The 17593-nt window shown below is 70.0% G+C and carries 18 protein-coding genes and 3 tRNA genes; 4 read left to right on the plus strand and 17 right to left on the minus strand.

The features are described 5' to 3' along the window. Positions 1-36: 36 nt before the first annotated feature. The 8 genes from VHW64_RS16625 to VHW64_RS16660 all read right to left on the minus strand — a co-directional run bounded on the left by VHW64_RS16625 (position 37) and on the right by VHW64_RS16660 (position 8907). Positions 37-195, minus strand: coding sequence for a hypothetical protein (locus tag VHW64_RS16625; RefSeq protein ID WP_329651693.1), 159 nt, complete (start codon positions 193-195; stop codon positions 37-39). A 220-nt stretch (positions 196-415) separates the two neighbouring features. Beyond that, on the minus strand, positions 416-619 hold the full coding sequence (locus tag VHW64_RS16630) for a cold-shock protein (RefSeq protein WP_056905888.1): 204 nt from the start codon (positions 617-619) through the stop codon (positions 416-418). Positions 620-885: 266 nt separating this feature from the next. Continuing rightward, positions 886-2235 carry an FAD-binding oxidoreductase gene (locus tag VHW64_RS16635; RefSeq protein ID WP_329651694.1) on the minus strand — a complete coding sequence of 450 codons (1350 nt, stop codon included), beginning with the start codon at positions 2233-2235 and terminating at the stop codon, positions 886-888. A 73-nt stretch (positions 2236-2308) separates the two neighbouring features. Next, complete coding sequence (locus VHW64_RS16640) at positions 2309-3037, minus strand: polyphenol oxidase family protein (protein ID WP_329651695.1); 729 nt, start codon at positions 3035-3037, stop codon at positions 2309-2311. 58 nt (positions 3038-3095) lie between these two features. Beyond that, positions 3096-4421: a UDP-N-acetylmuramoyl-L-alanine--D-glutamate ligase gene (gene murD, locus VHW64_RS16645; RefSeq protein WP_329651696.1), complete on the minus strand. Its 1326-nt coding sequence runs from the start codon at positions 4419-4421 to the stop codon at positions 3096-3098. Next, a complete protein-coding gene (locus tag VHW64_RS16650; RefSeq protein WP_329651697.1) occupies positions 4418-5755 on the minus strand; it encodes a hypothetical protein in 1338 nt (445 codons plus the stop codon). The genes murD and VHW64_RS16650 overlap by 4 nt, the downstream gene beginning before the upstream one ends. 693 nt (positions 5756-6448) lie before the next feature. Then, the gene (locus VHW64_RS16655; RefSeq protein WP_329651698.1) at positions 6449-7822 is read right to left on the minus strand and encodes a Gfo/Idh/MocA family oxidoreductase; all 1374 of its coding nucleotides are present in this window, start codon (positions 7820-7822) and stop codon (positions 6449-6451) included. Continuing rightward, the gene (locus VHW64_RS16660; protein WP_329651699.1) at positions 7819-8907 is read right to left on the minus strand and encodes a Gfo/Idh/MocA family oxidoreductase; all 1089 of its coding nucleotides are present in this window, start codon (positions 8905-8907) and stop codon (positions 7819-7821) included. Before VHW64_RS16660 ends, VHW64_RS16655 begins: the two co-directional genes overlap by 4 nt. 424 nt (positions 8908-9331) lie before the next feature. Here VHW64_RS16660 and VHW64_RS16665 point away from each other — a divergent pair. Then, a tRNA-Lys gene (locus VHW64_RS16665) sits at positions 9332-9404 on the plus strand. 500 nt (positions 9405-9904) lie between these two features. On the opposite strand, the gene VHW64_RS16670 is transcribed toward VHW64_RS16665, so the two are convergent. Together VHW64_RS16670 and VHW64_RS16675 are read right to left on the minus strand one after the other, a co-directional pair. Continuing rightward, positions 9905-10285, minus strand: coding sequence for a hypothetical protein (locus tag VHW64_RS16670; protein ID WP_329651700.1), 381 nt, complete (start codon positions 10283-10285; stop codon positions 9905-9907). A gap of 193 nt (positions 10286-10478) precedes the next feature. After that, complete coding sequence (locus VHW64_RS16675) at positions 10479-11948, minus strand: NAD(P)/FAD-dependent oxidoreductase (protein WP_329651701.1); 1470 nt, start codon at positions 11946-11948, stop codon at positions 10479-10481. 172 nt (positions 11949-12120) lie between these two features. Here VHW64_RS16675 and VHW64_RS16680 point away from each other — a divergent pair, with 172 nt between their 5' ends. After that, positions 12121-13056 (plus strand): ATP-binding protein, encoded by a 936-nt coding sequence (locus VHW64_RS16680; RefSeq protein ID WP_329651702.1) that lies wholly within the window; start codon positions 12121-12123, stop codon positions 13054-13056. On the opposite strand, the gene VHW64_RS16685 is transcribed toward VHW64_RS16680, so the two are convergent. Both VHW64_RS16685 and VHW64_RS16690 read right to left on the minus strand, forming a co-directional pair. Then, complete coding sequence (locus tag VHW64_RS16685) at positions 13047-13391, minus strand: metallopeptidase family protein (protein ID WP_329651703.1); 345 nt, start codon at positions 13389-13391, stop codon at positions 13047-13049. The genes VHW64_RS16680 and VHW64_RS16685 overlap by 10 nt on opposite strands. A gap of 374 nt (positions 13392-13765) precedes the next feature. Beyond that, a tRNA-Asp gene (locus tag VHW64_RS16690) sits at positions 13766-13839 on the minus strand. A 327-nt stretch (positions 13840-14166) separates the two neighbouring features. Here VHW64_RS16690 and VHW64_RS20345 point away from each other — a divergent pair. After that, positions 14167-14448: a hypothetical protein gene (locus VHW64_RS20345; RefSeq protein WP_414690519.1), complete on the plus strand. Its 282-nt coding sequence runs from the start codon at positions 14167-14169 to the stop codon at positions 14446-14448. A gap of 128 nt (positions 14449-14576) precedes the next feature. Here VHW64_RS20345 and VHW64_RS16695 read toward each other — a convergent pair whose 3' ends face one another. The 4 genes from VHW64_RS16695 to VHW64_RS16710 form a co-directional block, all read right to left on the minus strand. Beyond that, positions 14577-14846, minus strand: a complete 270-nt coding sequence (locus VHW64_RS16695) for a type II toxin-antitoxin system RelE/ParE family toxin (RefSeq protein WP_329651704.1) — start codon at positions 14844-14846, stop codon at positions 14577-14579. Between the two features lie 17 nt (positions 14847-14863). Next, positions 14864-15127 (minus strand): type II toxin-antitoxin system Phd/YefM family antitoxin, encoded by a 264-nt coding sequence (locus tag VHW64_RS16700; protein ID WP_329651705.1) that lies wholly within the window; start codon positions 15125-15127, stop codon positions 14864-14866. A 162-nt stretch (positions 15128-15289) separates the two neighbouring features. Next, a complete protein-coding gene (locus VHW64_RS16705) occupies positions 15290-16003 on the minus strand; it encodes a DUF4386 domain-containing protein (RefSeq protein WP_329651706.1) in 714 nt (237 codons plus the stop codon). Continuing rightward, entirely contained in the window at positions 16000-16671 is a 672-nt protein-coding gene (locus tag VHW64_RS16710) for a hypothetical protein (protein ID WP_329651707.1), read from the minus strand. The genes VHW64_RS16705 and VHW64_RS16710 overlap by 4 nt, the downstream gene beginning before the upstream one ends. Positions 16672-17061: 390 nt before the next feature. Between VHW64_RS16710 and VHW64_RS16715 the strand changes: the two genes are divergently transcribed. Then, positions 17062-17385 (plus strand): tyrosine-type recombinase/integrase, encoded by a 324-nt coding sequence (locus tag VHW64_RS16715; protein ID WP_329651725.1) that lies wholly within the window; start codon positions 17062-17064, stop codon positions 17383-17385. A 125-nt stretch (positions 17386-17510) separates the two neighbouring features. Here the strand turns inward: VHW64_RS16715 and VHW64_RS16720 are convergent. Next, positions 17511-17583: transfer RNA gene (locus VHW64_RS16720), tRNA-Glu, on the minus strand. Between the last annotated feature and the right edge of the window lie 10 nt (positions 17584-17593).

Below are 17593 nucleotides of genomic sequence, written 5' to 3' on the forward strand. Positions count from 1 at the left end.
CGCCGAGGTGGGGGAGGAGGGGTGGCGGGCGGACGGCTAGATCGAGGCGTGGGGGACGACGCCGAGGATCTCGTCGATCTCGGCGTCGCTGAGGTGCTCCTCGGTCTCGCTCGCGGCGATGATCAGGTTGGTGGTCAGCTCCACCTCGCCCAGGAGGTCGCTGTCTTCGAGCGACACGTCGAACTGGTCGGGCACGAACGAACTCCTAGCGCACCATCGGGGCCATGAAAGCTACGGCTCGGGGTCATCACCTGGACGTCAACGGCGTATCTGTCCAGGCTTCCCCGCCCCATGCGGCCGCAAACCCGAAAATACCCCGGGGTGGTGACAAACGGAAAGGACCCCACCGAACGGTGAGGCCCTTTCTCATAGTGACCTCGTCCGGCCAGGTGGCCGGCCGAGGTCTTGGTGACGATCAGACCGGACGGACGTTCTCCGCCTGCGGGCCCTTCGGTCCCTGGGTGACGTCGAACTCGACCTTCTGGTTCTCGTCGAGTGACTTGTAACCCTGGGACTGGATAGCCGAGTAGTGCACGAAGACGTCGTCGCCGCCGTCCTCCTGTGCGATGAAGCCGAAGCCTTTCTCGGCGTTGAACCACTTCACGGTGCCTTGAGCCATGTGCTCGATACTCCTGTTGTTTCGGAACGACGGGCCGTCACTGCAACGGCCCAGCACCAGGTGCGGTGACACGTCGCTCCGACTTGCATGGGTGGCACCCACGAAGAGAACGCCGTTCGGATCACAAACTCCGCTGGCGTGTGCCTGCTGGAACCTGTGCACCTGTTGCGAGACGACCTTACCAACCGGACCCCCATTCGGGGGAACCCTCGCGACCGTCAAGCTTTTTCGGACCTGCCGTGGCGCTGGACGGTGCCCACCGTCGGTCAGCCGCACAGCACCCCGGGGTTGAGGATCCCGTCCGGGTCGAGAGCGCGCTTGACCACGCGCATGGTCTCGATCTCCTCCGCAGACCTGCTCAGCTCGAGCCACCGGCGCTTGGCCCTCCCGATCCCGTGCTCGCTGCTGATGCTCCCGCCGTACGACGCGACCTCGCGGAGGACGGCCTCGCTGGCGCGGTCGCGCACCGACTCCACCCCCGAGACGTTGACGTGGACGTTGCCGTCGGCGACGTGCCCGAAGAACCACGGTCGCGCCCCTGTGGCCACCGCGGCGAGCACCTGCGGAACCCGCCCGATGAACTCGGCCAGCGCCGGGCCGGGGAGCGTGACGTCGAGCTTGAGGGGCGGCCCCAGCGTGTTGATGGACTCGGTGTGCGACTCGCGCCACGCCCAGAGGCGCTCCCGGGCCGCGCCGCCCTCCGCGAGCGCCGTCTCGGTGACCCCGGGAATGCCCTCGGCGATCTCGACGAGGTCGTCGGTGGCGCTGCGGCCGGCCACCTCGACGAGCAGGCACGCCGCCGGCAGTGCGAACGGCGCGGCGAGCCCCTTCACCCGCGCCACGAGCCCCATCCCGGCCTCGGTCATCAGCTCCACGGCCTCGACGTCCCCCGAGGCACGGCGGACCAGCTGGGCGGCCTCGATCGCGCGCTCGAGGGAGTCGAAGCCCAGGAGTGCGGTGGCCCTGGTGCGCTGCGGCGGCACGAGCCGAAGCCGGGCGGCCGTCACGACGCCGAGCGTGCCCTCGCTCCCGGCCAGCAGGGACGGCAGGTGGTAGCCGGCGTTGTCGCGGGTGAGGCCGCGCATGTGCGCGACCGTACGACCGTCTCCGAGCACGGCCTCGACCCCGACCAGCTGGGCCCGGGTGTCGCCGTACCTCAGGACCCGGAGCCCGCCGGCGTTGGTCGCGACGGTGCCACCGACCGTCGCGCTGCCGCGGCTCGCCAGGTCCACGCCGTACTCCCACCCGGCCTCGCGCGCGGCTCGCTGCACGGTCTCGATCGGCGTACCGGCGGCCACGACGGCCTGCCCGGCCAACGCATCCACCTCCGGTGGCCCGGCCATCCGCTCCAGGCTGAGCAGGACCTCGCCGTCATACGGGATCCCCCCGCCGACCAGCCCGGTGTTGCCCCCCTGCGGGACGAGTGCCACACCCTCGCTGCGACACGTCGCCAGGACCGCGGCCACCTCGGCGGTGCTCGCCGGGCGCACCACGGCGGCCGTGCTCCCGGTGAAGGCGCCGGTCCAGTCGGTGACGTAGCGGGCGACGTCTCCGTGCTCGGTCACCACACCGGTGGGGCCGACGATCTCGGTCAGGGCGGCGAGCAGCGCGTCCACTCAGGCCCTCACGACGTCCGGCACGCCGGCGACAGTAGCAACGGCGCCGGGGCTGGCTGCGCGGCGTCCGGGGTCACCGCGGCAGAGCCACCACGGCCATGAACCTGCCGCACGGTCGGGCGGCTCGATCGGAGAAGTACGTCTGCGTGGACGACAAGGTGTCCACCCGCATCCGATGGATGTGGTCGGGCCGCACGCCGAGGTCGGCCAGCTGAGCCTCGACGGCTCCTCCGACGTCGAGGAGGCGCTGTCCGCCCTCGGTCCTGGTGAGGCCACGTCCTGGCAGCACCGCCTCCAGGTCGTCGATCTCGCGCTGCCCGACCGGATAGCTGTCGAAGCCGATGCAGGGCCCGACCCCGACGACCAGAGCTTCGACATCGGTGGCGAACTCCGCACGCATCCGGGCGACGGCGGCCCCGACGACGCCGGCCACGACACCGGGCCGGCCCGCGTGAGCAGTCCCGATCGCGCGATGGACCGGGTCCCAGAGCAGCACCGGCGCACAGTCGCCCACCAGCACGCCCAACGCAGCCCCGGGCAGGTCGCAGACCAGCGCATCGGTGCTCGGGAAGTGTTGGCGTGACTCCGCGACGCCGGCGAAGCCCCGGCCGACCGACCCCGGCGACACGAGGGCGCACGTCGCGCCGTGCTGCTGGTCGGCGATCGCGATCACGTCGACGCCGAGCGCTGCGGCGACCCGCCGCCGGTTCTCGCGCACGCGTTCTGGGTCGTCTCCGACGTGGTCACCGAGGTTGAGGCTCGCGTAGACGCCGTCGCTGACGCCTCCGTGGCGGCTCGTCACACCCGCGCGAACCTGACTGCCGTCGAAGGGAAAGGGCGTCCATCCGACGAGGCCCGGCTCAGCCATGCTCGGCCCCGCGGCCGGTCTCCACTCGGGCCCGGACGCTCCGCATCGCCTGGGCGAACGCCTCGGCACGCTCGGCGTAGTCCTTGAAGACGCCGAAGCTGGGGGCGGCCGGTGACAGCAGGACGACGCCGTCGGGCCGGGCCCAGTCGTAGGCCGAGGCCACCGCAGCCGTCAGGCTCCCGACCTCCGTCACCTCGACTCCCGGGGCCTCGGCGTGGAGCGTCGCCGCGATGCGCGGGCCGTTGTCGGGCAGGGCGAAGACGCGGAGCGGGTCGGCCCGCCCGCGCAGGCCCTCGGCCAGCGGCCCGTAGTCGATGCCGCGGTCGTGGCCGCCGACGAGCAGGGCCACCCGCCGTCCGGCGAAGGCGTCGACCGCCGCCAGCGTGGGCAGGGTGTTGGTGCTCAGGCTGTCGTCGACGAAGGTCACCCCGTCGACGTCGCCGACCACGGTCAGCCGGCTCGGCAGGGGCTCGTAGGCGGCGACCGCGGTGGTCACGCGGGCGTCGTCGTCGCTGCCGGGCACGCCCAGCGCGACCAGCACCTCCCGTGCGAGCAGCGCGTTGCGGACGTTGTGACGGCCCAGCAGGCCCAACGGCTCCACCCAGGGCTGGTCGGACTCCTCGACGTACCGCACATGGGGCCCCAGCAGCTCGTCGTGGCGGCGCAGCTCGCGGTCGTCGCGCGGCGCGAGCACGACCTCGACTCCGGGCCGGGTGCACAGCGAGAGCTTGTCGCGCACGTAGGCGTCGTACCCGCGGTGCCAGGTCAGGTGGTCGGCGCTCAACGACGTGACCGCGACGACGCGCGGGCCGGCGGTGAGGTCGCAGGCCTGGTAGCTGGAGGTCTCGATGAGGTACCACTCCGCGTCCGGTGCCCCCGGCGCCCAGGGCGGCGCTCCGAGGTTGCCGCCGACGAAGACCCGCTGCCCGAGGCCGCGGGCGATGGCGCCGGCCACGGCGGTGGTGGTGCTCTTGCCCTTGGTGCCGGTGATGCAGGCGACCCGGGCCGCCGGGGCGTCCTCCAGCCAGAGCGCCAAGCCGCTGGTGATGCGGGCACCGGCGCGGCTCACGGCCAGCGCGGGCTCGTCGTACGGGCTGATGCCGGGGCTCTTGACGACGACGTCGCACCCTTCGAGCAGTCGCAGCCCGCCATCGCCGAGGGTGAGCACCCGATGGCCGCCCAGCGAGCCGGCCGTGTGTGCCACGACCGCTGCCGGCTCGACACCCTCGGTCGCGAGCCGGGCCAACGACGCGGCGCCCTCGACTCCCGCACCCCACAGCCCGACCCGTTGGCCGACCAGTCCGGCCCAGCCCGTCATCGCGAGGCTGCGGCCGGAATGAAGTGCGGGCCCTGGGCGTGCAAGAGCGCCGACTCGTCCGGCACCGGCTTGCCGAGCCGCTCGACGTGATCACGCAGCGCCGCGAGCACGGCGTCGTCCGCACGGTCCGGCCGCGCCGCGGCCAGGAGTACGGCGGCCCGGCACTCGCCCTCGTCACCCACGCACTCCAGGGGCTTGGCCATCCCGGGCTGGCCGAGCAGGGAGCGGAACACGTCGAGCAGCTCGAGGTTGGCCAGCGGCTCGTTGCCGCGGAAGATCGCGGCGAGCTGCTCGGGCGCGAGGTACGGCGCAAGGATGAGGTCGATGAAGCAGCACTTGTCACAGTGACCGCACCACGTCGCGAGGCGGCTGCCGGCGTCGACGAAGAAGGCGCGGTTGCAGCTGCGGAACGCGAGGTGGTACTCGGTCAGCGCGGCTAGCCGCCGGCTGACCCACAGCTCGCTGTAGGGACGCAGCGCGGAGTAGAAGTCGACGCCGCCGACCGACTCGGCCAGCACCTGTCGCAGACCCTGCTCGAACTCCAGGCTCTTGCTCCACTGGTGGTTGACGCGGACGCCGTTGGCCCGCAGGTCGGTCGGCTCGCTCGCGGAGTGCTCGTTGGACATCACCACGCGGTCGTGGCCGTATGCCACGGCCGCGAGGACGGCGGCGGCGGAGAGCACGCCGGTGACCGGGACGTGACCGTTGAGATAGCCGTGCTCGGCGGATCGCAGGACCTTCGGGTCGAGATGGCGTCGCACCCGGCGCACCGGCAGCCCGGTGATCCGTGCCGTGTCCTCGATCGGGGCGAAGGGGACGTCGGAGGTGTTCGCGACGAACAACGCGACGTCCGACAGCTCGCCCTTCGTCTGCTCGACCACCACGACCGAGTCGATGCCGCCGCCGAACGGCACCAGGGCGCTCCCGGACCGAACCGATGCCTGAGCAGGGTGCGGCTCGCGCGATGCGGACTCGATGCGCAGGTCGCCGATGTCGACGCCCGTACGGTGGGAGAACTCCGCGAGCCCGGAGACGTAGAAGTCGCGGAGGAACTCCTGCTCACGCACGGTCAGGCCGTCCGCGGGTCCGCGCACGACGCGGGCCGCGCTGGTCTTGTAGTAGGAGATGCCGGCCAGCAGGAAGAGCAACCGGGCTGCGGCGTGCGCCGCGGGCGAGGTGAAGTCCGGAGCCTCGTCCCCTGCCGAGCCGAGCTCGAAGCGCTCGACGAACGCCTCGTCGTCGGCGTGGTAGCGGCAGGTAAGCTCGCCGTCGGCGGTGAGCTCGAACCCGTCGTAGGAGAAGACCTCGCCTCGGCTCTCTCGGCGTTCGGTCACGACTCCCAGACTACCGGCCGGACGCCAGCCGACCATCGCCCGCGGTACCGCCCGGGCCGCTGGATCTACTCGGCGAACGGGAGGTCGTGGAACGTCTCGTCGTCCAGGCCTGAGCGCCGTTCCCTGGCCGGCCTCGAGGAGTTCTGGGACCCGCCGAGGTCACGACCTGACCAGGACACGCTCGTCGGCGTCGGCGGCGCGAGACAGGTGGTGGTCACCGCGTGGTCGGGTGCAAACCCGGGTTGTGAGCGAGAGACGAGGGTCCATCTCGGCGGCTCGGTCCATCCCTCGCGCCGGGGCGCGGGCATCGGGCGGGCCGACGTCCGGCAGCCGGCCATCCGCCACGGCCTGGTCGTCGCACGCTACTTCTTCGAGATGTCGCGGGCGCTCGTGCGAGCCACTGCCGGAGGCGCCCGTCGACGGTGTCCGTGTCGTCGACCGGGACCCCGAACGCAGCCGAGGGACCGTCAGTGGCCTGCTGCGAGAGTCCACGCGTCGCTTCGCTGCGTCGGGCATGGACTCGGCGGGCTCGGCGTGGACACGGCTAGTCCCTGTGGGCGCTGCGGCTACGGGCCCTCGGCTACGAGCGGGCCTCCAGCACCTGCGTCTACCAGTACGCACGCGCGAGCCCACCCGCGTGATCGTCGAGGAGGCTCGAGCGGCACTTCCCGTGGACGCCCAAGACTCCGCTGATCAGTCGCCGAGCCGACCGGGTGCGGAGAGCCGGTCTGGCTTCTCGGGTGCTGTGGCGGTCGTGCCCCGGTTGTGCAGGCTGACTATGAAGTCATCCAGCCGTTGGCTGACGCGGGTGCCGGCGGTGGGCTGCCACTGGGGTCCGGGGATGGTCGGCAGGTCAATGGGCGCGAACGTCGTGGTGGGTGGAACGGACTGGGCGTGGCTCGAGGCCCTCGAGATGAGGAGCGTCACCTCGGTGACGTGGAGCACGAACTCTGGGGACATGACCGGGTCCCGCCCCTCTTCAAGAGCGCGAGCCATGTCCTGCGGACCGAGCAGGAAGTCCATGGAGATCATCTGATGGCGTCGCAGGTGGTTTCTCACCCGCATGGCCCAGCTGCTGGGTCCGATCCCCGGCCCGGCCGCCGGCACGTGGCCGGCGGTGGGCTTCTCGGCGCCCAGCGGACGACGACGTCCCCGGATCCCCACGAGCCGGCTTAGCAGCGGGCTGTGCCGGATCATCCGCAGCTTGCGGGCGTTCAGACTGAGCTGGGTGAACGTCTCGAGGTGCACCGGCGAGCGGTTGTGCCAGCACTCGTCGAGGGTGACCATGCCCTCGTCCCCGATGATGCGTAGCCGGTGGTCGTAGGGCGCCACGGTACTGCAGGTCAGCCGGGCCACAACGCCGGCACCGAAGCGGAGGACTGCCACCGACAGGTCGGGGGCAGGGGGCGTCGCGGGCAGGTCTGGCGACTTGTCGGGGATCAGGCATGCCGCAAATGGGGTCACCGAGACCACAGGACCGAACAGGGCGGCCAACATGGCGACGTGGTAGGAGGCGTGCTCGAGGGTGCAGCCGACTTCGAACTCGTTCTCGTAGGGCCACGGCGTTCCAGACTCACTGCGCCACTCCTGAGGGCGCATGAGATGGATGGGATTGTCGTCGAGCTCGGCATAGACGACCTTGGGCTGGCCGACGGCCCCTTGCTTGACCAGCTGCTGCACGACTCCCCAGCTGTCGCCGAGCAGGGCGCACGGTGCGCCCGACAGCATGAGCCCGCACTCACGCGCCAGGTCGACCAGCTCCCTCGCGTGTTCGAAGCACAGGGTCAACGGCTTCTCTCCGTAGACATGCTTGCCGGCCAGCAGGGCCGCCCGGGCCACCTCGAAGTGGCTCTCGGGGCTCGTCAGGTTGACCACCAGCTGGATGGCGGAGTCCTCGAGGAGCTCGTCGGTGGTGGCGTACCAGCGTGCGTGATAGCGGGAGGCGACCTGGCGGGCCCGATCGGGGTTCCGGTCTGTGACCGCCACCAGCTCGAGCTCGGGGTGGTCCGGCAAGGTGCGTAGGTAGTCATCAACGACGTAGCCGCATCCCACGATGCCGACTCTCATGGCGCCTCCGGCGGGTGCGGCATCTCGACGTGGGCGGCCGACCTGATCTGATCGACGACGTCCAGGACGGCGATGCTGTCCGCCAGCGGCATGATCGTGCTCTCGGTGCGGCCGGCGGCCACACACGCGGCGACCTCCTCGGCCTGGTACTGGTACCCGTTGCCGCGGTACGGCCGCCACAGCGGGCGGTTGCCGTTGGAGAGCGATCGGGGGGTCAGCGCGGAGACCGCCTGCCGCACGCCGTGGGCCAACGAGCGTTCGAGGAGGGGCTGACCGGTGCCCGCCGGACGGCCGCGCGGCTCGGCCCGTGCGATGAGGGCGCTCACCGGGCGGTACGCCGGGGACTGGACGACGATGCTGCCCTCGGTGCCGACGTAGCGCAGGTCGTTGGCCAGGTGGCTCCTCAGGCTCGCGTGCACCACGGCCAGAGCGCCGTTGTCGTAACGCAGAACCGCAGCCGCCTCCTCGTCGACACCTGTGCGGCCCTCGGTGAGGTCGCCCGCCACGCCCGACGGGAGGCCGAGCGCCCGGATGACGAATGAGAGAGGGTAGACGGCCCGGTCCAGTAGGGCACCGCCACCCAGGGTCGGGTCGAGCAGATGCGGGGCACTCATGGCGTCGGCGGTACCGAAACCACCCACGACTGTGTGCAGCTCGCCGATCACGCCCTCGCGGAGGAGACCGTCGACCGCGCGGGGAAGGGGGAGGAATCGCGTCCACATGGCCTCCATACAGAACACCCCCTGTCGGTGGGCGGCCTCGGCCAGCTCTCGAGCCTCCGCACCGGTGACGGTGAAGGGCTTCTCCACCAGGGTGGCCCGACCGGCGCTCACGCTCAGCAGGGCGAGGCGTAGGTGCGTGGCGGGCGGCGTCGCGACGTACACCGCGTCTACATCTGCCCCGACGGCACCCTGGTAGTCGAACGTGGGACAGGCCAACCCGAGCTCGTCGACGAAGACGCGGGCACTCTCATGCGAGCGCGACCCAACCGCGGACACCCGACTGTTCGGCGACGCCCTCAGTCCGAGGGTGAACTTGCGCGCCACCTGACCGGTGCCGAGCACGGCCCAGCGGCATACGCTCACGGATACGACCTTCTCCCCCGAGCCGCCAGGGCTCCTTGCCCGTCAATCCCAGGTCATCCACGGGATCATAAGTGTCACATCGAGCAGAACGCGTGGGAAGCGGTAGGCCTGACACGTCGATCACGGTTACTGGGGAATCGCTGACGCTCACGTCGGGAGCTCCGCGCTGCGTCACGATCTCCCCATAGGGACTCGCCGAGGTTGCTCCGGCGGGACCACTCGGTGGCGAGTCCTGCACGACCGCCCGGAGGCGCCCTCGTACGCTGCCCAGTCGGGGACAGTGGGGCCTGGGAGGCCAGAGCCGGGTGGGCGTGCGATCACGGGCCGGCATCGCACCCCTCTAGACTCGAGTCGGTCGTGTCGTCACTCCAGACGATGCAACCGCGGGCGGCGGCCGTTTCGCACGGCCTTTTCCGTACGCCCCGGGCCCTTAGCTCAATTGGCAGAGCGGTGGACTTTTAATCCATGGGTTGTGGGTTCGAGTCCCACAGGGCCTACGAGCGTTTGTGACCTGCCTGCCCTATCGGGTCGTGGCGGCGGACCGGAGGGGGTTCAGCTCTGCCTGCTCTCCTGACGACGGCGATGGAGAACCAGGAACGAGCCGGCTACTCCCCAGCAGATCACCAGGGGGAGCAGGAGGGTGAGTCGCTGCGGGAGCAGACGGAGCAGGTGACACAGCCCCCGTCGGTCGGAGCCACCGGCTCCGGTCCGTCGAGACGCTCCGAGAACCGCAGCTCGGGCACCTCTCCCACTCGCCCTTGGCCCTCAGGCAACGGTCGTAGTTGGCACTGCGCCCCGTCATCCGCGCCCGCCCGCTCGTCCATAAGGTCGTCCATGGGTTCGTCCCTGGTCGTACCAGCGTGGCTTTGGCGGAGCTCCGCCAGGGGGCATCGCGAACCAGGCGGAGCCGCACCGCTGACAGCGGCGTCCCGCTTCCTTCGTGAGCTTCCCTCCGGGGCGTCGCACGCGCCTTCCGAACGTCTGGCGACAAGCCTGCCTAGACGAGACCGACCATCCGGTGCAGAGCTGCGAAGGACTCGCCGATCCCGTCGACCGAGCGGGCCAGATGGGGGTCGCCGGGGTTCAGGCCGTAGAGGCTGACGACGGCCCTGCCGTCGGAGGTGAAGCCCTCCAGAGACATCCCACCGAGCTCGCCGTCGGTCACGCATGGCGGGCCGAAGTCGCCGTCGGTGAGCTCCCAGCCCATGCTCGCGAGCGTGGACATGATGTCGACCAAGGCAGCCTCGTGGGCCGTCGGATGGCCGCCGTCGTAGTGCACGTCCTCTGCCGCTGGGGGCAGCACGAGCGCGCCGCATCCGCTCGCCCAGTCGAGGTAGACCACGTGGAACGAGTCGAGCGTCATTGTCTGGATGGTCATGGCTGCCTTCTATGTACCTCCAACCCCGCGTGGAGGGCTAGCCACCCGCACCAGAATTCCCCCACATTGGGTGCGTTGAACCGGGTCCGGGCTCGTGCGGCGACCGGGTCAGGCTCGCGGCGGTGGGAAGCCACGTTCCTGCGGACCCGGAAGATGCCTGGCCCACGGCTCCCTGGGCGGGCGGACCGGTGGATCAGCGGGTGGGCTGGCCGCGCTCTCCGGAGTCGGTCAGGTGCATCTCGGCCAAGGCCTGCTCCTCGAGGTCTCGGCGCCGCCGCGCCATCGTCTCGGCGACGGCGGCGTCGTCACGGCCCGGCGTGGAGACGAGCGCGGCAGCGCCGCCGTCCACGCGCAGAAGCGCCTGGCGCCCGAAGACCTGCTGCTCGGTCGCCGTCCGCTCCGAACGACCTCGGCCGATGAACGACACCGCCCAGTGCCCGAGAGCGGTGAACCTGTTCTTGAAGCCGGTGAGGTAGACGATGTGGACGCCCAGCCACAGCAGCCAGGCCACGAAGCCGGTGAGACGCAGCCTGCCGATCCTGGCGACCGCTCGGAAGCGGCTGATCGTGGCGAGGTCGCCCTTGTCGAAGTAGTGGAACGGCTTCTGCGGCGGCTTGCCGGCAAGGCGGCGCCGGATCTCCGCGGCGGCGTACTTCGCGCCCTGGATGGCCACCTGGGCGACGCCGGGGAGGTGGTCGAGGTCGATCATGTCGCCGACCACGAAGACCTCGGGGTAGCCGGGCAGCGTGAGGTCCGGGTTGACCCGGATTCGGCCTGCCCGGTCCAGCGGGGCACCGGTCTGCTCCGAGAGGGTCTTGCCCAGGGACGACGCCTGCACGCCCGCGGCCCACATCTTGGTCGCCGCGACGACTCGCTCGGTGCGGCCGTCCTTGTACTGCACCTCGATGCCCAGCTCGTCGACGTCGGTCACCATCGCCTCGAGGAGCACCTCGATGCCCAGCTTCTGGAGCGCGGCCTTCGTCTTCGCCCCCAGCTGGGCGCCGAACGGGGGCAGCACCTGGCCGGCGGCGTCCACGAGGACGACGCGTGCGTGCCGGGTGTTGATCCAGTGAAAGTCGCGGCCCAGGGTCCGGTGCGCCAGCTCGGCGACCTGGCCCGCCATCTCGACCCCGGTCGGACCGGCGCCGACGACCACGAAGGTCAGCAGAGCCTCCACGTCCTCCCCGCGCGAGGCCCCCAGCTCAGCCAGCTCGAAGGCGCCGAAGATGCGCGCACGCAGCTCCAGGGCGTCGTCCACGCTCTTCATGCCGGGCGCGAACTCCGCGAACCGGTCGTTGCCGAAGTACGACTGCCCGGAGCCGGCGGCGACGATCAGCGAGTCGTACGGCGTGACCATGGCCTGTCCCAGCACCTTCGAGGTGACCGTGCGCGACCCGAGGTCGATGTCGGTCACGTCGCCGAGGAGGACCCGGGCGTTGCGCTGTCGCGCGAGCACCTCGCGTGTGGAGGGCGCGATCTCGCCCTCGCTGAGGATCCCGGTGGCCACCTGGTACAGCAGCGGCTGGAAGAGGTGGTGGCTCGTGCGGGCGATCACGGTGACGTCGACATCGGCGCGCTTGAGCGCCTTGGTGGCGAAGAGCCCGCCGAAGCCGGACCCGATCACGACGACCTGGTGCCTGCCAGATTTCCGCGCCTCGCCCATGTCTCCACGATCCTCCTGCGGCACTGCCGTGTCACAATCGGTGGCACCGTCTCGTTGCTCACAGTCGTGGGGCGCATGGAACACAAGTGCGGGATGAGGTTTCAGGCGTCTCCCGGCCGGGTACACGAGCCGGGACTGGCGCGGTCAGCGCGCCTGACGACGTGGAGAGACAGTGCCGCTAGACCAGCCGGCCGAGTCGCTTGAACCCGGCCCGCAGGGCGCCGCGCAAGCGCGCCGGTGGGTCGTCGACGCGTGCGTCGAGATCGGCCGTTCCGACCTCCGAGAGAACGCCGCACTGGCGCTGTCCGAGGTGGTCACCAACGCCATCCTGCACGGCAAGGAGCCGGTGACGGTTCGGCTGCGCGGCACCCGCGACCACCCGCGTGTCGAGGTGCGGGACGCATCGCCGATGCCGCCGGCGATCGTCGCCGACGACGGTTCCGACTTCGTCGACGCGCTGCCGACGTTCGGCCGGGGCCTGGCGATCGTCGCCAGCTTCAGCGAGGCATGGGGAGCCGAGCGCGACGGCGACGGGAAGCTGGTCTGGTTCGTGCCCTCTCCCGTCCAGCCCGAGCGGCCCGCGCGGGGCGTCGTCCTCGGCTGGGACGACGACCCGGACGAGGAGTCGTTCGCGCACGAGGAGACCATCTCCGTCCACCTGTACGGCGTGCCGGTCGAGCTGATGCAGGGCGCCCTGGCCCACGGCGCGGAGCTGCGACGCGAGCTGCGCCTGCTCGCGGTCGCCCACCAGGACACCTATCCGGTGGCCAGCGACCTCTCGGCCTACTTCTCGGCGCTGGCTCGCGACTTCCGCTGGCAGTTCGCCGGCGACTCGCTGGTCCAGGCCATCCAGGCCGGTCAGGAGCGGGCCGACATCGACGTCGTCGCCCCGCTCGACGCGGCCGACCGGTTCGCCCGGCTGATGGAGCTCTACGACCTCGCCGACGCCTTCTGCCGCAACGAGCGACTCCTCACCTTGGCGCGCTCCGTGGAACAGGTGGAGTTCCAGTCCTGGCTCTTCGGGGAGTTCGTGCGCCAGGGGTCGGGCCAGGAGCCGGCGCCCTGGTCGGGCAGCGACGCCGCCCGGCTCTCACGGGCTCACCCGTAGCCCAGCTCGTGCAGGCGCGCGTCGTCGAGCCCGAAGTGGTGGGCGACCTCGTGGACGACGGTGACCCGCACCTCGCGGACCAGCTCCTCGGCGTCCCGGCACATCGCGAGCAAGGGGCGACGGAAGATCGTGATCCGGTCGGGCAGGCCCGTGTGGTCGGCGGCTCGCTCGGTCAGGGAGACGCCCTCGTAGACGCCGAGCAGGTCGGGCTCGGCAGGTGGCGGGTCGTCCTCGACGAGCACCACCACGTTGTGCACGAGGGCGGCGATCTCGTCGGGGATCTCGTCCAGCGCCCGCTCCACCAGTGCCTCGAAGTCGGCCCGGTCCAGCTCCATGAGCAGACCCTAGCCACGAACGACGAACGCCCCGGCCGGACACCGGGGTAGTCCCTGACAGAAGTGTCGTCCCCGGACCTCGATCCCAGCGTTTCTGTCAGGGACTACCCCTTGGTCCGACCAGCTCCTCCTCGCGACAGACCGACCCGCTCTCGGTCGTCCGCCCGATCATCGCCTGGATGACGACCAGTGGTCGCTGGGAGCAGTCACCGTCTCGACAGGGTTGCCGACGCGATGGACGCAGCTCACGCCGTCGCTCTCGCGGCCGCTGGCGAAGCTGGGACGGGAGAGACGGCTGCCGTGGTGGCCATCAGGCGCCACCAGCAAACGGGCTCCAACTCAGCGTTCCGCTGGTCAGAGCCCGCTTCTATGAGCGACCCCGACGGGACTCGAACCCGCGGCCTCCGCCGTGACAGGGCGGCGCGCTAACCAACTGCGCTACGGGGCCTGGTGATGCTCCGACGAGAGCGCCGGAGCGGATGGAACTCTAACCCATCGGTCCGAACGCCTCCCAATCGTGAGGGCGGCCTCCCGGTCTCGCCCCGCCCGCGAGGGTGAGGCGCCGTACTCCGGGTCGCTGACACGCTCCCGCCACGTCACGACCCGACCGTCGTCGGCGGCTTCCTACCTCCGCCTGCCGATCTGCGCCAGCACTCTGCGCTGTCCGTCGATCCGAGCGCGTTGGCGCAGAGCTCCTGCACGGGAACCGCGACGCCCCTTCCATCTGAGGTCGTGACCGACGAAAGGGGAAGTCCACGGGCACCGCGTCCTGACGGTGGTCGGCAAGGGCGACAAGCTCGCCGTCCTACCCCTCCCGCCCGCCGTCGCCCGAGCAGTCGAGCGCGCTTCCCAGGGACGGACCACGGGCCGATCCTGCGGAATCGGGCCGGGGGCCCGGATGTCGCGGCACTCGACCACCCGCCGGCTCCGCAACCTGGCCACCAGCGCTGGAGTCCCCATGACTCGGATGCATCCCCACGTGCTCCGACACACCTACGTCACCCATGCTCGACGTCGTCGAGCTCCGCGACGTCCAGATAGCAGCCCGCGATGCTGACCCCAGGACCTACGACCGCGCGCGCAAGAGCCTCGACCGCCACCCCAACTACATCCTCGCCGCGTATCTGGCCTCCGGCACGGAGGGCCATTTCGTACCAGCGGCGGACCAAAGCTGCGCCGAGTCAGTCAGCGGCTTAGGTAGACCTCGCGGCGGTGTCCGACGGCCACAACCAAGACAAGCAGCACCTCGTCGTTGATCTCGTAGACGATGCGGTAGTCACCCGTGCGGGCCCGCCACTCGCCATCCCCACCCACCAGCTTCTTCGCCCCGTTCGGTCGCGGCTGCAGGGCAAGCAACTCGACGGCGGCCTGGACCCGGCGCCGGGCCGTTGGGGCGAGCTTCCGAAGCTGGCGCACCGCCTCCGGGGCGATCTCAATCCGGTGCGTCACGGACACGTTGTTGAGGTGACGTCTCAGATCAGGCCGAGGTCGGCCTTGACCTGCTCCCACGGGATCGGCGCCAAGCCATCGGCGATCTCGGCTCGGGCCTGCTTCGCGGCCTCGATATCCGCGAGGTCCTCGGCGGCCACGATCAGGCGGTCCAGGTCATCGGCGTCGATCACTGCGGCTACCCGCCGTCCTCGGCGGGTCAGGTACACCGGGTCATGCGCTACCCGGGCAGCGTCAACCACATCGGCCAACCGGGCCCGCGCATCACTGACCGTGACGTCCGTCATGGCCATACTCTACCGCGCGGTAAGCGCGAAGTTGTACACTTCAGCGCAACGTCGACACGAGGCGCAGAGCAACCGAGCCGCGGCCCTTGCCGTCCATGTCACCGGCATTGGAGCCAGCGTTCGGGAGACGGCCCACTCCCGCCTCGGCTGCCCGGAGTCGAGTCACTTCACCGGCTGCGGTGTCAGCCCGCTCTGGCGTTCAAGCGCCGCCACGGCGTCGGGGTCGAATCCCTTGACGATGAGCCAAGTGCCGAGCGAGAACTCGAAGACTGCGACGAGGAGTGCGGACAGCCCGGCCACCGCTCCATGCTGGTCGATGCCACCGAACAGGACGGCGAGATACCCGACGACGAGGACCGGCGCGCCGACGATGCCGATCATGGACAGTCGCCTTGGCACTAGGCGTGACTGGTAGAGCATGCACCCCAATAGCAGGTCACACACGGCCGGCATGAAGCTCTGTCCGAGCAGGAAGATGCGGTCGTAGAGGGCGACGAGCGCGTGGCTGGTGGCCAGGGCGCCGGTTCCCGCTCCCTGTTGATGCAGCGTGACGATGGAAAGCAGGAATGCCACGCCGACGAAGATGGTGCTGGACTCGAGGACCCGGGCAGCCACGAGGCCGAGCGCGAACGACTCGTTCTGCTTCTTCAGGATCGGAAACAAGATGACGGCCGTGGCGATGCCGGCGAGAGCCACGATGATCTCGAGCAGACCCCCGGAGATGGCGGCGGTGTCTGATCCCGTGCCGACGACGTAGTGCGGCCCCTTGACGGCGTCGTACAAGGCCAGAGTCGGGATCGAGATGAAGGTCAGCACGTAGGCGATCCCGGCCGCCAGGGAGATCCTGCGGTGCGAGACTGCAACCGTTCCACTCATGCCGGTGCCGGGACGGGCAGATCAGTCACAGGTGTGGCAGCCTCTTGCCGCTCAGTCATCAGCGCATAGCCCAGCCAGGCGATGGCCAGTCCTGTCGGAATTGCGATCTTCGGCTGCGCGGACAGGGAAAGCGGAGCCGCTAACGGCGCCAATACGGTGCCCAGTGCCAGGAGTACGGCGGCGCCGCGAGGAAGAACGCCTGCTCGGAACGTTGCAATGCCGAACAGGAGGCCGCCGAGGATGTAGATCGGGCCGGTGAGCGTCCACAGCGTCGGCAGGACGCCCAGGTCGATCTTGCTAGTGCCTCCGTTAAACATCTTCATCCAGCCGTCAACGAGGGCCGGCGTCGCGTTCGCCACATGGGGCAGGATGAATGCCTCAACGAAGCTAAAGCCCATGATGAGTACTAACCACAAACTGAGCAGAACGTAGCCGACCAAGCCCAGCCAACCACTTTTCACCGCTTGTCTGGCATAGATTCCCGCGAGCCCAAGTAGCACGAAGAAGGACATGGCACAGGCGACAACGTGCACGATTGCCCATCGCGTGGTTGTAACTGACGCCACGGCGTTCGCTGGGTGGAAGACCCCCACGAACACGTAGCAGGCTCCCCCGATCAGGGCAGACAAACCGGCCAGACGGATCAGGCCAGCTCTCGATGTCTTCATCGGACCTTCCTTAATGCGTTGCGGCTTCCCTGTGATGGGAAACCAAGGTCCGCGATCCGGCGCTGTGCCGCCCCTGCGCAGTGTGTCCCTGTTGGGTCGAGATAGATAGAGTCCGCGGGCCCGCGTCGGCATCACCGCGCGCACGCTCATCGGCCTGCGGGTGTGCCTCCTTTCCGCCGTGCCCAGGCCGAGCGCCGAGGGGCCCCTTCTCTCTCTTCTGACAGAGGCAACTGTCAGCTCTCCCGTGTCTCCCTCGCCGTCCCTGCTTCCTACCGACAACCATTGACCCTTCACGGTCCCCAGAACTCCCCTCTGTCCGCCCGCCGGACTCGCCCTTCCGCCCCTCCTCTATGAGCGGAGGTTCCCATTCCTCGGCTCCTGGTCGCAGAGCTGTGCGTCTACCTCGCGGGCGAGCGGCCCGACGACCTCGTCTTCCCCGGGATCCGACGTGGGTCGCCGCTGCGCGCGACCACCTTCCGCAAGCCCTTCGACGACGCCGCCCAAGCCACCGGCGTCCCCGGGCTGTGTCCACACCAGCTCCGGCAGACCGCCGCCAGCCTGGCCATCGCCTCCGGCGCTGACGTCAAAGTGGTGCAGCAGATGCTCGGACACGCCTCGGCCACGATGACCCTCGACACCTACGGTCACCTCCGCGAGGACCGCCTCGAGGAGGTCGGCTCCGCCATGGACGCCGCCCGTAGTGCCACTCAGTAGCGTCGCGGCTCACTTCGTGCCGTTCGTGCTGTTGCCCAGTGTTGCCCCAGGGCGCAGACGATGGAGCCGACGAAGACGACCCCTTTGGCGTTCCCACAGGTCATCGGAAGGCAAGTAGCTTCGAGTACCCCCAACGGGATTCGAACCCGTGCTACCGCCGTGAAAGGGCGACGTCCTAGGCCACTAGACGATGGGGGCGGGTGCCCGA

This window comes from Nocardioides sp. (assembly GCF_036267815.1).
In the GTDB taxonomy this organism is placed as follows: domain Bacteria; phylum Actinomycetota; class Actinomycetes; order Propionibacteriales; family Nocardioidaceae; genus Nocardioides.